This window comes from Actinocorallia sp. API 0066 (assembly GCF_020991275.1).
In the GTDB taxonomy this organism is placed as follows: Bacteria; Actinomycetota; Actinomycetes; order Streptosporangiales; family Streptosporangiaceae; genus Actinocorallia.
In genome coordinates this window covers 540,062-553,274 of record NZ_JAJLQY010000002.1, presented here as the reverse complement: position 1 = coordinate 553,274, position 13,213 = coordinate 540,062, and the positions used below count along the sequence as shown (strand labels likewise).

The 13,213-nt window shown below is 70.6% G+C and carries 13 protein-coding genes; all 13 read right to left on the bottom strand.

Annotated features, from left to right (window positions below):
• Nucleotides 1-67: 67 nt before the first annotated feature.
• Entirely contained in the window at nucleotides 68-1,489 is a 1,422-nt protein-coding gene (locus LO762_RS07285; RefSeq protein WP_308103494.1) for an MFS transporter, read from the bottom strand.
• A gap of 89 nt (nucleotides 1,490-1,578) precedes the next feature.
• Entirely contained in the window at nucleotides 1,579-2,082 is a 504-nt protein-coding gene (locus tag LO762_RS07280; RefSeq protein ID WP_230613420.1) for a MarR family winged helix-turn-helix transcriptional regulator, read from the bottom strand.
• A gap of 67 nt (nucleotides 2,083-2,149) precedes the next feature.
• Nucleotides 2,150-4,327, bottom strand: a complete 2,178-nt coding sequence (locus tag LO762_RS07275) for a bifunctional (p)ppGpp synthetase/guanosine-3',5'-bis(diphosphate) 3'-pyrophosphohydrolase (RefSeq protein WP_230613611.1) — start codon at nucleotides 4,325-4,327, stop codon at nucleotides 2,150-2,152.
• Nucleotides 4,328-4,680: 353 nt separating this feature from the next.
• On the bottom strand, nucleotides 4,681-5,202 hold the full coding sequence (locus LO762_RS07270; protein ID WP_230613419.1) for an adenine phosphoribosyltransferase: 522 nt from the start codon (nucleotides 5,200-5,202) through the stop codon (nucleotides 4,681-4,683).
• A gap of 87 nt (nucleotides 5,203-5,289) precedes the next feature.
• Nucleotides 5,290-6,447, bottom strand: a complete 1,158-nt coding sequence (gene secF / locus LO762_RS07265) for a protein translocase subunit SecF (protein WP_230613418.1) — start codon at nucleotides 6,445-6,447, stop codon at nucleotides 5,290-5,292.
• Nucleotides 6,444-8,189, bottom strand: a complete 1,746-nt coding sequence (gene secD, locus LO762_RS07260; RefSeq protein ID WP_230613417.1) for a protein translocase subunit SecD — start codon at nucleotides 8,187-8,189, stop codon at nucleotides 6,444-6,446. The genes secF and secD overlap by 4 nt, the downstream gene beginning before the upstream one ends.
• A gap of 70 nt (nucleotides 8,190-8,259) precedes the next feature.
• A complete protein-coding gene (gene yajC / locus LO762_RS07255) occupies nucleotides 8,260-8,649 on the bottom strand; it encodes a preprotein translocase subunit YajC (RefSeq protein ID WP_230613416.1) in 390 nt (129 codons plus the stop codon).
• Between the two features lie 150 nt (nucleotides 8,650-8,799).
• A complete protein-coding gene (ruvB, locus tag LO762_RS07250; RefSeq protein WP_230613415.1) occupies nucleotides 8,800-9,852 on the bottom strand; it encodes a Holliday junction branch migration DNA helicase RuvB in 1,053 nt (350 codons plus the stop codon).
• Complete coding sequence (gene ruvA / locus LO762_RS07245) at nucleotides 9,849-10,454, bottom strand: Holliday junction branch migration protein RuvA (protein WP_230613414.1); 606 nt, start codon at nucleotides 10,452-10,454, stop codon at nucleotides 9,849-9,851. The genes ruvB and ruvA overlap by 4 nt, the downstream gene beginning before the upstream one ends.
• Complete coding sequence (ruvC, locus tag LO762_RS07240; RefSeq protein ID WP_230613609.1) at nucleotides 10,451-10,987, bottom strand: crossover junction endodeoxyribonuclease RuvC; 537 nt, start codon at nucleotides 10,985-10,987, stop codon at nucleotides 10,451-10,453. Before ruvC ends, ruvA begins: the two co-directional genes overlap by 4 nt.
• A gap of 110 nt (nucleotides 10,988-11,097) precedes the next feature.
• The gene (locus LO762_RS07235; protein ID WP_230613413.1) at nucleotides 11,098-11,856 is read right to left on the bottom strand and encodes a YebC/PmpR family DNA-binding transcriptional regulator; all 759 of its coding nucleotides are present in this window, start codon (nucleotides 11,854-11,856) and stop codon (nucleotides 11,098-11,100) included.
• 5 nt (nucleotides 11,857-11,861) lie between these two features.
• The gene (pdxT, locus tag LO762_RS07230) at nucleotides 11,862-12,479 is read right to left on the bottom strand and encodes a pyridoxal 5'-phosphate synthase glutaminase subunit PdxT (RefSeq protein ID WP_230613412.1); all 618 of its coding nucleotides are present in this window, start codon (nucleotides 12,477-12,479) and stop codon (nucleotides 11,862-11,864) included.
• A gap of 75 nt (nucleotides 12,480-12,554) precedes the next feature.
• Nucleotides 12,555-13,172, bottom strand: coding sequence for a hypothetical protein (locus LO762_RS07225; protein WP_230613411.1), 618 nt, complete (start codon nucleotides 13,170-13,172; stop codon nucleotides 12,555-12,557).
• Nucleotides 13,173-13,213: the final 41 nt, after the last annotated feature.

Genomic DNA, 13,213 nt, shown 5'->3' with positions numbered 1-13,213 from the left:
CGCGAGAATGGGCTTGGCCGGGTCGATCCGTCGCTCACACGGATCGGCCCGGCCGGGGTTGGGCAGGTCAGGGCGTGGGGCGGCGCAGGATGAGGAGGGTGAGGGTGAAGGCGGCGAGGAGTAGGGCGGCGGAGGTGGCGAAGGCGAGGTGGTAGCCGGAGGCGAGGGCCTCGCGGGCGGGGGTGCCGGTGGTGCTGAGGGTGGTGGTGCGGGAGGCGGCGAGGGTGGAGAGGACGGCTACGCCCAGGGCCATGCCGATCTGTTGGGTGGTGTTGAACAGGCCGGAGGTCAGGCCGGCGTCGGCCTCGCTCGCGTTGGACATGCCCAGGGTGGTGAGGGCGGGGATGACGAGGCCGCCGCCGGCGAGGAGGAGCATCACGGGGAGGAGGTCGGTGGTGTAGGCGGCGTCCACGGGCATGCGGGTGAGCCACAGCATCGCGGCGAACAGGAGGGCCAGGCCCGCCAGCAGCACCGCGCGGGCGCCGAAGCGGGTGATGAGCCGGGCGGAGAGGAACAGGGAGACGAGGCCGAGCGTCACGGCGGCCGGGAGCATCGCGAGCCCGGTCTCCAGCGCGCCGTAACCGAGGATCTGCTGCATGTAGAGCGCGACGATGATCTGGAAGGCGAACATCGCGGACAGCGCGAGCATCTGGACGAGGTTGGCGCCCGCGACGGCGCGGTTCCGCAGGACGCGCAGCGGCATCAGCGGGGTCGCGGCGGTGGCCTGCCGTACGACGAACCCGGCGATCAGGGCGAGGGAGACGGCGCCGAGCCCGAGGGTGTGCGCGGCGAGCCAGCCGTGCTCCTCGACCCTGACCACCGTGTAGATGCCGAGCATCAGGCCGGACGTCACCAGCAGCGCGCCCGCGACGTCGGCGCCCGCGGCGAGGCCGAGGCCGCGGTCGCGCGGCAGCGCGGGAATCGCCAGCGCGATCGTGAGCAGGCCGATCGGCAGGTTGATGAGGAAGATCCAGTGCCAGTCGAGCAGGTCGGTGAGCACCCCGCCGAGCACCTGCCCGAGCGACGCGCCGGTGGCGCCGGTGAAGGCGAACACGGCGATGGCCTTGGCACGTTCCTTCGGCTCGGTGAACAGCGTCACGAGGATGCCGAGCACCACCGCGGAGGCCATCGCGCTGCCGATGCCCTGCCCGAACCGCGCGGCCACGAGCAGCGCCCGGCTGTCGGCGGCCCCCGCCAGCACCGACGCCCCGGTGAACACCGCGTTCCCGGCCAGGAACATCAGCCTGCGGCCGAGCAGGTCGCCGAGCCTCCCGGCGAGCAGCAGCAGCCCGCCGAACGCGATCAGGTAGGCGTTGACGATCCAGCTCAGCCCGGCCGCGGAGAACCCGAGCTCCGCCTTGATCACCGGCATCGCGACGGTGACGATGCTCCCGTCGAGGATCGTCATCAGCCCCGTCGCCGACAGCACCCCGAGCGCGAGCCCTCGGCGGGCCCGAGGCGCTGCCTCGGGCGGAACAACAGACGTCACGGGATCTCCCTCGAAGTAGCGGGTACGACGAGAGAGACCCTAACAGATAGTCCCGTTACAGACTATCTATATCGGCCCGATGGGCTAGATCAGGGCGTCCTGGTGCGTTCACGGGCCCGGCGGGCCGCACCACACGGGGCCGGAGGGTCGGAGGGGGCGGCGAGATGCCCGGTCGCGAGGGCTTCGAGGGCGCTGAGCATGGTGGCGCGCTCGGTCTCGGAGAGCGCGGCGAGGGCCTCCGAGTGGACGCCGTCGACGATCTCCTGGCTGCGCCGGGCCACCTCGGCGCCCCGGTCGGTGACGGCGATGATCCGGGCCCTGCGGTCCTTCGCGGACGGGCGGCGTTCGGCGAGCCCGGCGTTCTCCAGCGCGTCCACGGTGACGACCATGGTCGTCTTGTCCATGTCGCCCAGTTCCGCGAGCTGGATCTGGGTCCGCTCCTCCTCCAGCGCGTGCACCAGGACACAGTGCATCCGCGCGGTGAGGCCGATCTCGGCGAGCGCCGCCGCCATCCGGGTGCGCAGCACATGGCTCGTGTGGTCGAGCAGGAACGACAGGTCGGGGACGGTACGGGTCGGCGCCATCGCAGTCATACCCCCAGGGTATGCCAGCCGTCCCGAACCGGATGATCCCGCACGGTCCCGCCCCGGCGGGGGCGGCTCAGTTGGTGCCGTTGTTGACGCGGTAGACGTCGTAGACGCCGTCGATCGAGCGGACGGACTTGAGCACGTGCCCCAGGTGCTTGGGGTCGCCCATCTCGAAGGTGAACCGGCTGGTGGCCACCCTGTCCCGGGTCGTCGCGACGGTCGCCGACAGGATGTTCACGTGGTGGTCCGACAGCACACGGGTGACGTCCGACAGCAGCCGGGGCCGATCCAGCGCCTCGACCTGGATCGCCACGAGGAACACCGAGTCCTCGCGCGGCGACCAGGAGACGTCCACGAGCCGGTCCGGCTGGCTCTTCAACTGCTCGATGTTCACGCAGTTGCCCCGGTGCACCGAGACCCCGCTGCCCCGCGTGACGAACCCGACGATGTCGTCGCCCGGCACCGGCGTGCAGCACCGCGACAGCCGCGCCCACACGTCCGGATCCCCCGCGACGACGACCCCCGGATCCCCCGCCGGAACCGCGCGCCGGGCCCGGCGCCGGGTCGGGATCGCCAGCTCGGCGATGTCCTCCTCGGCGCTCTCCACCCCGCCGAGCGCCTGCACCAGCTTCTGCACGACGGACTGCGCCGCGACATGCCCCTCGCCGACCGCCGCGTACAGCGACGAGACGTCCGGGTAGCGCAGGTCACGGGCGAGCGCGAGCAGCGCCTCCCCCGACATCATCCGCTGGAGCGGCAGGTTCTGCTTGCGCATGGCCCGCGCGATCGACTCCTTGCCGGACTCGATCGCGGTGTCCCTGCGCTCCTTGGAGAACCAGTGCCGGATCTTGTTGCGGGCCCGCGCGGACTTGACGAAGCCCAGCCAGTCCCGCGACGGCCCGGCGTCCATCGCCTTGGAGGTGAAGATCTCCACCGAGTCGCCGTTGTCCAGCGACGACTCCAGCGGCACAAGACGGCCGTTGACCCGCGCCCCGATGGTCCGGTGCCCCACCTCGGTGTGCACCGCGTAGGCGAAGTCCACGGGGGTGGCGCCCTGGGGCAGCGCGATCACGTCGCCCTTGGGGGTGAACACAAAAACCTCGGAGACCGAGAGGTCGAAGCGCAGCGACTCCAGGAACTCCGAAGGGTCGGCCGTCTCCTTCTGCCAGTCCAGGAGCTGGCGGAGCCACTGCATGTCGGCGGCCTTGCGCCCGCCGACGCTCTCCTCCTTGTACTTCCAGTGCGCGGCGACGCCGTACTCGGCCCGCCGGTGCATCCCCCACGTGCGGATCTGCAGCTCGACGGGCTTGCCCTCGGGCCCGATCACCGTGGTGTGCAGCGACTGGTACATGTTGAACTTCGGCATCGCGATGTAGTCCTTGAACCGGCCGGGCACCGGGTTCCACCGCGCGTGGATCGAGCCGAGCGCCGCGTAGCAGTCGCGGACGCTGTCCACCAGGACGCGGATGCCGACGAGGTCGTAGATGTCCTCGAACGAGCAGTCGCGGGCGATCATCTTCTGGTAGATCGAGTAGTAGTGCTTGGGCCGTCCGGTGACGGTCGCCTTGATCCGGGCCTCGCGCAGGTCGGTGGAGACGTTCTCTATGACCTCCTGGAGGAACACGTCACGCCGGGGCGCCCGCTCGGAGACCAGCCGCGCGATCTCGTCGAACCGCTTGGGGTAGAGCGTGGCGAACGCGAGGTCCTCCAGCTCCCACTTGAGCGTGTTCATGCCGAGCCGGTGCGCCAGCGGGGCGAAGATCTCCAGCGTTTCGCGCGCCTTCTTCTCCTGCTTGTGCCGGGGCATGTAGCGCAGGGTCCGCATGTTGTGCAGCCGGTCGGCGAGCTTGATCACCAGCACCCGGATGTCGCGGGCCATCGCGACGACCATCTTGCGGACGGTCTCGGCCTCGGCGGCCTCGCCGTACTTGACCTTGTCGAGCTTGGTGACGCCGTCGACCAGCGCGGCGATCTCGTCGCCGAAGTCGGCGCGCAGCTCCTCCAGGGTGTACGGGGTGTCCTCGACGGTGTCGTGGAGCAGCGCCGCGCACAGCGTCTCGGTGGACATGCCCAGTTCGGCGAGGATCGTCGTCACCGCGAGGGGGTGGGTGATGTAGGGGTCGCCGCTCTTGCGCTTCTGGTCGCGGTGGTAGTGGGCGGCGACGTCGTAGGCCCGCTCGATCAGCCGCACATCCGCCTTGGGATGGGTGTTCCGGACCGTCTTGATCAGGGGTTCGAGCACTGGGTTCATGGTGGGACCGCGCTGGGCGCCCAGCCTTGCCAGCCGCCGGCGCACCCGTGCGGCGGACGGTGGAATCGAGGACGGCGCCGCCCCCGAGGCAGCCGGACGCGGTGCGTTCGGCGTGGACTCGCCCCGACCTGCCTGCGCGGGCCGCGCGGCCTGGTCGGCGGGGGCGGACGCGGCGGGGTCGGCGGCGGGCACCGGAGGCTCGCCCGCGCCGGCCTTGGCCGCGGGCGTGTCCGTGCTCTGCGTCGCTGCCGTCTCAGCGGGCACCCAGCCTCCTCGTCTCCCGGAACGATTCCCTGGTAAAGGCCCAGTCTATAGCCAGGTTCCGAGGCCCTGCCCGGAAACCCGATTCCGGATCAGACCGTAACCAGGGAGTGGATGTTCAGATCGGTGAGCCGCTCGCGGCCCTTGAGGAACCCGAGTTCCATGAGCACGCTCAGCCCGGACACCTCGGCCCCCGCCTTGTGCACCAGCGACGCGGCGGCCTGCGCGGTGCCGCCGGTGGCCAGCACGTCGTCGACGATCAGCACACGGTCCTCGGGGCGCAGGGCGTCCCGGTGGATCTCGATCGTCGCGGTGCCGTACTCCAGATCATAGGTCTGCGCGTACGTCTCCGCCGGAAGCTTTCCGGATTTGCGCACCGGCACCACGCCGACGCCCAGCGCCAGCGCGATCGGCGCGGCCAGCAGGAACCCGCGCGCCTCCAGGCCCGCGACCTTCGTGACGCCGTCGGGGGCGGCCGCGGCCATCGCGGTGATCACGGCGTGGAAGGCGGCGGAGTCGTCGAGCAGCGGGGTGATGTCCTTGAACAGGACGCCGGGCTGGGGGTAGTCGGGCACGTCCCGGATCAGGGCGAGGATCTCCTGCTGCACGGACATGGGTGTTCCTTCCTGGACAAAAGAGATGTGCATGACCGGGTCTGTCCGACCCGGTCATGCACATCGGTGTGCTGGGGTGCGCGCGGGCTAGGGGCGGCGGGAGCTCCGGGTGCCCTTGCGCGGCTGGTTGCGGGGGCCGGTCTGCACGACCTTGACGACGGTCTGCCGCGCCTGCTCGGCGGCCTCCTCGTCCGTCGTGTCACCGGCGGGCTCGCCGTCGACGGCGGACGCGTCTTCCTCCGCGTCGTCGTCCTCGTCGGTGGGCCTGATCTCCTTGGCCTGCCGCTTCGGGCTCGCCTCACGCCGCGCGATGTTGTCCCGCAGCTGCTTGTAGAGCGGTTCTCGCTCCTTGAGCTGGACGAGCATCGGCGTCGCGACGCACAGCGACGAGTAGGTGCCGACGATCATGCCGACGAACAGGGCGAGGGACAGGTCCTTCAGGGTGCCCGCGCCCAGCACCGTGGTGCCGATGAACAGGATCGCCGCGACCGGCAGGATCGCCACCAGCGTGGTGTTGAGCGACCGGACCAGGGTGGAGCTGACCGCCTGGTTCGCCGCCTGGCTGTAGGAGATCTTCGAGTTCTCGTTGAGCGGTTTGGTGACTTCCTTGATCATGTCGAAGACCACAACCGCGTCGTACAGCGAGTATCCGAGGATCGTGAGGAAGCCCAGCAGGGTCGCGGGCGTCACCTCGAATCCGGACCAGGCGTAGACGCCCGCCGTGATGACCAGGTCGTGGAAGAGCGCGACGACCGCCGCCAGCGCCATCCGCCACTCGAACGCGACGGACAGGTAGGCGATGATCAGGATCATGAAGACGACGAGGGCCTGCCACGCCTTCTTCGTCACGTCGCCGCCCCAGGTGGAGCCGATGCTCTCGGCGTTGACCTGGGTGACCTGGATGCCGAAGTCCGCCGCGACGTTCTTCTGCACCGACGCGACCTCGGCGGCGCTCAGCGGGTGCGTGGTGACCCGCCAGTTGCCGCCCGCCTCCTGCACGATCGGGGTGCCGCCCGCCGTCTCGGCGACGGACTCGCGCACCTCCGAGATCGTGACGTGGTTCGCGCCCTCGATGGTGAACACCGAACCGCCGGTGAACTCCACGCCCGGATGCAGGCCGCGCACGAACAGGCCGAGGATCGAGAAGAGGATCAGCGCCCCGGAGATGGCGTACCAGAGCTTCGGGCGGCCGACGATGTTCGTCGCCAGCTCGCCGTGCATGAACCGTCCGATGACACCCATCATGCCTCCAGGCGCTTCGCCGCACGGAATGCGGTGGGAGTGGGCTTGTGGAGCTGGCTCGTGTCGAGCCCGGACCACGGGTGGCCCTTGCTGAAGAACGGCATCCGGGCGAGCAGCGCCACCAGCGGCTTGGTGAAGAAGAACACCACGATGAGGTCGATGAGCGTGGTGAGGGCCATCGCGAACGCGAAGCCCCGGACGCCGCCGACCGCGAGGAAGTACAGCACAAGACCGGCCAGCATCGTCACCGCGTCGGCGACGATGATCGTGCGGCGGGCCCGCCTCCACGCGTTCTCCACCGACGAGCGCAGCGGCCTGCCGAGCCGCAGCTCGTCGCGGAGCCGTTCGAAGTAGACGATGAACGAGTCGGCGGTGATGCCGATCGAGACGATCAGGCCGATGATGTGCGGCAGCGACACCCGGAAGTTGGCGTTCTCCCCGAGGATCACCACGAGCACGTAGGTGACGGCCGTCGCGACGATGAGGCTCGCCACCGCGACGAAGCCCAGCGCCCGGTAGTACCAGAGGCAGTAGAACACCACGAGCCCGAGCCCGATCGCCCCGGCGATGAGGCCGCCGCGCAACTGGTCGGCGCCCAGGTTAGACGAGATCTGGCTGACCGTCTGCTTGTCCTCGGGGAACTGGAGCGGCAGCGCGCCGTACTTCAGCACCTCGGCGAGGTTGTCGGCGTACGCCTGGGTGAAGTCGGCGCCGCCGGAGATGCTCGCGGTGCCGCCCAGGATGGCGCCGTTGGAGATCTGCGGGGCCGACACGACACGGCCGTCCAGCACGATCGCGATCTGCGCCTCGGGCGACATCGGGTTGGTCAGGTAGGCGGCGTTCGCCTTCTTGGTCAGCTCGCCGAACGCCGTCGTCCCGTTCTTCTTGAAGGTCAGGACGACCTCCCAGCCGGTCTGGCCGGTCTGCGCGTTGGGCGCGGAGACGTTGGCCTCCTTGACCTCGGTGCCGGGCACGGCGACCGGGCCGAGGATGTACTTGTAGCTGCCGTCCTCCTCGCACGCCACGACGTACTGGGCGTTCGGGTCGTCGGCGCCGTCGACCTTCGCGCCCTTCTTCGGGCAGACGGTCTTCAGGTACTTCTGGATGACCGCCTTGTCCGTGACGGCGGAGAAGTCCTCGTCGGCCTCGGCCGGGTCAGGCTCGGTGACCGCGGGAGACGGGGCACCGGCCGGGGTGGCGGTCGGCGCCGGGGTCTCGGTGGGGGCGGCGGCCAGCCCGCTGGACAACGCCCGGTTCTTGTCGGTCGGTGACGCGCTCGGGGCGCCGGTCGGCGCCGGGGTCGCGGGCCCGCTCGGGGTGACGGCGGGCTGCTCCTCGTCGGGGGCGTCGCCGCCGCCGAAGCCGGAGACCAGGACCTGGCGGAACTGGAGCTGCGCGGTGGTGCCGACGAGCTCGATGATCTGCTGCTGGTCCTCCCGGTCACCCGGCACGGAGACGACGATGACGTTGTCGCCCTGCTTGGTCACCTCGGCGTCGTTCAGTCCGTTGCCGCTGACGCGCTCACGGATGATCTTGACGGCCTGGTCCATCTGGTCGGCCGGCGCGTTCTTGCCGCTCTCCGTCTGGGCGGTCATCGTGATCGTGGTGCCGCCGGCCAGGTCGAGGCCGAGTTTGGGGACCGGTGACCCCTGGAGGAACATCACCGCGGTGAGCACACCGAGCACCGCGAAGAACGCGACGAGGGTGCGCACCGGGTTCGGGACGTTACGGTTGCTGGACGCCACTGTGGTCGATTCTTCCTGTTCGATCCCTCGGCGGCCCGGTAGGGCCGCCGCCACTGGTGGAAGTGGGGGATCAGCCCTTGTCGCCGGCCTGGATCTCGGACTTGCCGTCCGTGCCCTTGGTCAGCTCGACGCCGTCCTCGGCACCGGTGGACACTTCCTCGTCCACCACGTAGTCGACGTCCTCGACCACCCGCAGCACGGCCTGGGCCAGGACGCGGATCTCCACGCCCTCGGCGATCTCCAGCAGGATGTCGCCCTCGTCGGTGTCCAGCACCGTGCCGTAGATGCCCGCCGAAGTCACGACCCGCGTGCCGGGGTGCAGGCTCGACTGCATCTTCTGCTGCTCCTGCTGCCGCTTCTTCTGCGGACGGATCAGGAAGAAGTAGAACGCCACAGCGATGAGGATCAGCGGGATGAAGGAGGCGAGCGCGTTGCCGCCCTCCTGGGCTGCGAGAATCATGAGGTCCTGTTTTCTTGGTGAGGTCGAGTCGGGGCCGGTCGCCGGTGATCAGATCCCGGGGTGGTCCCGGAGTCTAGACATCCGGGAGTCCCACCGGCAAAGACGTGACGACCCAACCCGCCGCGAAGTTCCCGGTCCCTGCGCGCCAGGCTAGTCGGGTTCGCCGTCCACGTCGAACAACGTGGGCGCGGCCCGCCCCGGCACGGGCGGCGGGGCCAGCCCCAGGTGGGCCCATGCGGCGGGGGTCGCGATCCGGCCGCGCGGGGTGCGGGCCAGCAGCCCCTGGCGGACCAGGAACGGCTCCGCGACGACCTCGACCGTCTCCGGCTCCTCCCCGACGCTCACGGCCAGCGTGGACAGGCCGACGGGGCCGCCGCCGAACTTGGTGAGCAGCGCGTGCAGGACGGCGCGGTCCAGCCGGTCCAGGCCCTGGGCGTCCACCTCGTACAGGGCGAGGGCGGCGTGCGCCAGATCGCGGGTGACGAGGCCGTCCGCGCGCACCTCGGCGTAGTCGCGGACCCGGCGCAGCAGCCGGTTGGCGATGCGCGGGGTGCCGCGCGAGCGGAACGCGACCTCGGCGGCGGCCTCGTCCTCGATCCGGACGCCGAGCAGCCCGGCCGAGCGGCGGACGATCTCCTCCAGCTCGGACGGCTCGTAGAAGTCCATGTGGGCGACGAACCCGAACCTGTCGCGCAGCGGGCCCGGCAGCATGCCCGCCCTGGTGGTGGCGCCGACGAGGGTGAAGGGCGCGATGTCCAGCGGGATCGCTGTGGCGCCCGGACCCTTGCCGACGACGACGTCGACGCGGAAGTCCTCCATCGCCAGGTAGAGCATCTCCTCGGCGGGGCGGGCCATCCGGTGGATCTCGTCCAGGAACAGCACCTCGCCCTCGGTGAGGGTGGACAGGATCGCCGCGAGATCGCCCGCGCGCTCGATCGCCGGGCCGCTGGTGATCCGCAGCGGCTTGCCCAGCTCGGCCGCGATGATCATGGCGAGGGTCGTCTTGCCGAGGCCGGGGCCGCCGGACAGCAGCACGTGGTCCGGGGCCCTGCCGCGCCGCATCGCGCTCTGCAGCACCAGCGAGAGCTGTTCGCGGACCCGGTGCTGGCCGACGAAGTCGTCGAGCTTCTTGGGGCGCAGCGCCGCGTCGATCGCGCGGTCCTCGACGCTCTGCTCCCCGCCGACGAGCCTTTCCTCGCTCACGGGCGGCTCAGCTTCTTCAGCGCGGACTTCAGCAGTTCGGGGATCGGCGGCACCTGCTCGCCGTCGAGGTCGGCCGCGACGGCGTCCACGGCCGCCTCCGCCTCGCGGACGCCCCAGCCGAGGCTCTGCAGGCCCGCCGCGACCTGTTCGCGCCACGGCTGGACGCGCGGCGCCGGGACGGGGATGCCGCCGGTGCCGACGGGCGCGCCGAGCTTGTCCTTGAGCTCCAGGATGATCTTCTGCGCGCCCTTGGGGCCGATGCCGGGCACCCGGGTGAGGGCGCGGGCGTCGCCGGTGGCGACGGCCCTGCGGATCTCGTCGGGCGTCAGCGTGGCCAGCATGGCGAGCGCGACCCTGGGGCCGACGCCGCTGGCCGTCTGGACGAGCTCGAAGACCCGCTTCTCGTCGTCGTCAGCGAACCCGTACAGGGTGAGCGAGTCCTCACGGACCACGAGGGACGCCGCGAGCCGGGCCTCCTGGCCTGGCACGAGCGCCGCCGCCGTCGCCGGGGCGCACACCAGCGCGAACCCGATGCCGCCGACGTCCAGCACGGCGCCCTCGGGCCCCGCCGCCGCGACCTGCCCGCGCACGTACGCGATCACCGCCCACCTCCGATCCCCCGGCCGCGCGCCGCCCGCTGCGCCGCCGCCAGCCGCGCCTGCGCTCCCCCACGCCACACGTGACAGATCGCCAACGCCAACGCGTCAGCCGCGTCGGCGGGCTTCGGCGCCTCCGAGAGCCGCAGCAGCCGCGTCACCATAAGCGTCACCTGAGCCTTGTCAGCCCGCCCACTCCCGGTGATCGCCGCCTTCGCCTCACTGGGCGTGTGCAACCCCACAGGCAGCCCCCGCCGAGCCGCGCACAACATCGCGACCCCCGCCGCCTGCGCCGTCCCGATCACCGTGGACACGTTGTGCTGCGCGAACACCCTCTCCACCGCCACCGCCTCCGGCCGATACTCATCAAGCACCTTCTCCAACCCCCGCTCGATCCGCAACAACCGCTCAGCCTGATCAAGCTCCGCATCCGTCCGCACCACCCCCACATAAACCAACCCCAAAGCCCCCCCAGGCACCCCCTCCACCACCCCAACCCCACACCGAGTCAATCCGGGATCCACCCCAAGCACCCGCACCGACACCCCTAAAAAATCTGCGAACACCAGTTCGGCCGATCCGACACGCCCCAAACTACCGCGCCCCGCTGACAAACCAGCGGGGCGACGGTACAGACGCGTGTGATCTCCTACTCGTCCTCTTCCAGTTCGGCGAGGACGGTGTCGGGGACGTCCATGTTGGACCAGACGTTCTGGACGTCGTCGCTGTCTTCCAGGGCGTCGAGCAGTTTGATGACCTTCCGGGCCCCGTCCGCGTCCAGTGGGACCTGCATGGTCGGGAGGAAGCTCGACTCGGCGGACTCGTAGTCGATGCCGGCGTCCTGGATGGACTTGCGGACGCCGATGAGGTCGCCGGCTTCGGAGACGACCTCGAAGTTCTCGCCCAGGTCGGTGATCTCCTCGGCGCCGGCTTCGAGGGCCGCCATCATGACGTCGTCCTCGGTGGTGCCGGACTTGGGGACGACGACGACGCCCTTGCGGTGGAACATGTAGGAGACCGAGCCGGGGTCGGCGAGGGAGCCGCCGTTGCGGGTCAGCGCGACCCGGACCTCGGACGCGGCGCGGTTGCGGTTGTCGGTGAGGCACTCGATGAGCACCGCGACGCCGCCGGGCGCGTAGCCCTCGTACATGATCGTCTGGTATTCGGCGCCGCCGGCTTCGAGGCCGCCGCCGCGCTTGCGGGCCCGCTCGATGTTGTCGTTGGGCACCGAGTTCTTCTTCGCCTTGTAGATGGCGTCGAAGAGCGTCGGGTTGGAGTCGGGGTCGGGGCCGCCGGTGCGGGCCGCCACCTCGATGTTCTTGATCAGCTTGGCGAAGAGCTTGCCCCGCTTGGCGTCCAGGGCCGCCTTCTTGTGCTTGGTCGTCGCCCATTTGGAGTGGCCGGACATGCTCTTTACTCCTCGTTCTTCGACTGACGCACCAGCTCGGTGAAGTAGCGGTGCACGGTGGGGTCGCCGGTGAGTTCGGGGTGGAAGGCGGTCGCCATGAGGCGCCCCTGCCGAACCGCGACGATCCTACGTGGTGCCCCCTCAACGGGGTGTACGGGACGCTCGACGCTTCCCAGGATCTCCACGCCCTCACCGACGGACTCCACCCAGGGGGCCCGGATGAACACCGCCTCCAGCGGGCGGCCGTCGAACTGAATCGTAGACTCGTGCGAGTCCACTTGGCGACCGAAGGCGTTGCGGCGGACGGTCATGTCGATGCCGCCGATGGTCTCCTGGCCTTCGACGCCGTCCTCGATCCGGTCCGCCAGCATGATCATGCCGGCGCACGAGCCGTAGGCGGGCAGCCCCGCTTCGATCCGCTTGCGCAGCGGCTCCAGCAGGTCGAAGGCGCGCATGAGCCGCCACATCGCGGTGGACTCCCCGCCGGGGATGACCAGGCCGTCGCAGCGGTCGAGCTCCTCGGCCCTGCGGACGCCGACGGCGGTGGCGCCGGACGCCTCCAGCGCGTGGGCGTGCTCGCGCACGTCGCCCTGGAGGGCGAGCACGCCGATGACAAGAGACAAGACCGAGCCTTTCCGGGTGGGACTTCCAGTGTAGAACGCGCGGGGGGCGCGGTGATCTTCCCTGCGCGGTGCCGGTCAGGCGAGCCGGAAGCGGCGCAGCGGCAGTTCCAGGGGGAGGAACCCGTCGTCGCCGCGGCCGGTCAGCTCCCTGCCGAACAGGCAGGCGCGGGCGAGTTCGAGGCCGAACTCCTCGGGCGTGAACGGAAGCGGGACGTCGGGGGCGCCCCGGTCGATCGTCTTCCAGAAGGGCGCTTCGGCGGGCAGCCGTTCGCCCTGGTCGACGACGACGCCGTCCTCGCCGGTGACGTACACGTCGCGCACCAGGTGGCCCTTGGTGTACCAGCGGAACCAGCAGGCCGAGACCCTGTCGTGCAGGACGAGGACGCCGCAGTCGGCGTTGGGCAGCTCGGTGGCGATCATGTCGGCGACGCGCCGGGCGCCGTCGTCGAGCTGGAACAGCCGCCGGTCGCAGACGGCGAGGCCGCCGGGGTAGGCGCCGATGAAGACCTCGTCCTCGTACGGCCACAGCGCGAAGTCGAGGACCGTCTCGCCGGTCGGCTCGATCGCGGCGGCCGGGTAGAGCCGTCTGGCCAGGTCGAGCCCGGCCCGCGCGTCGGGTTCGAGCCCCGGCCGGAACACGGCGCCCGGGTCGCCTCCGCTGTTCGCGCACGCCAGCGCCACCGACCATCCCACGCCCAGCACTCCCCTCCCCGCCGCCCGAGCGAACAAGCCGT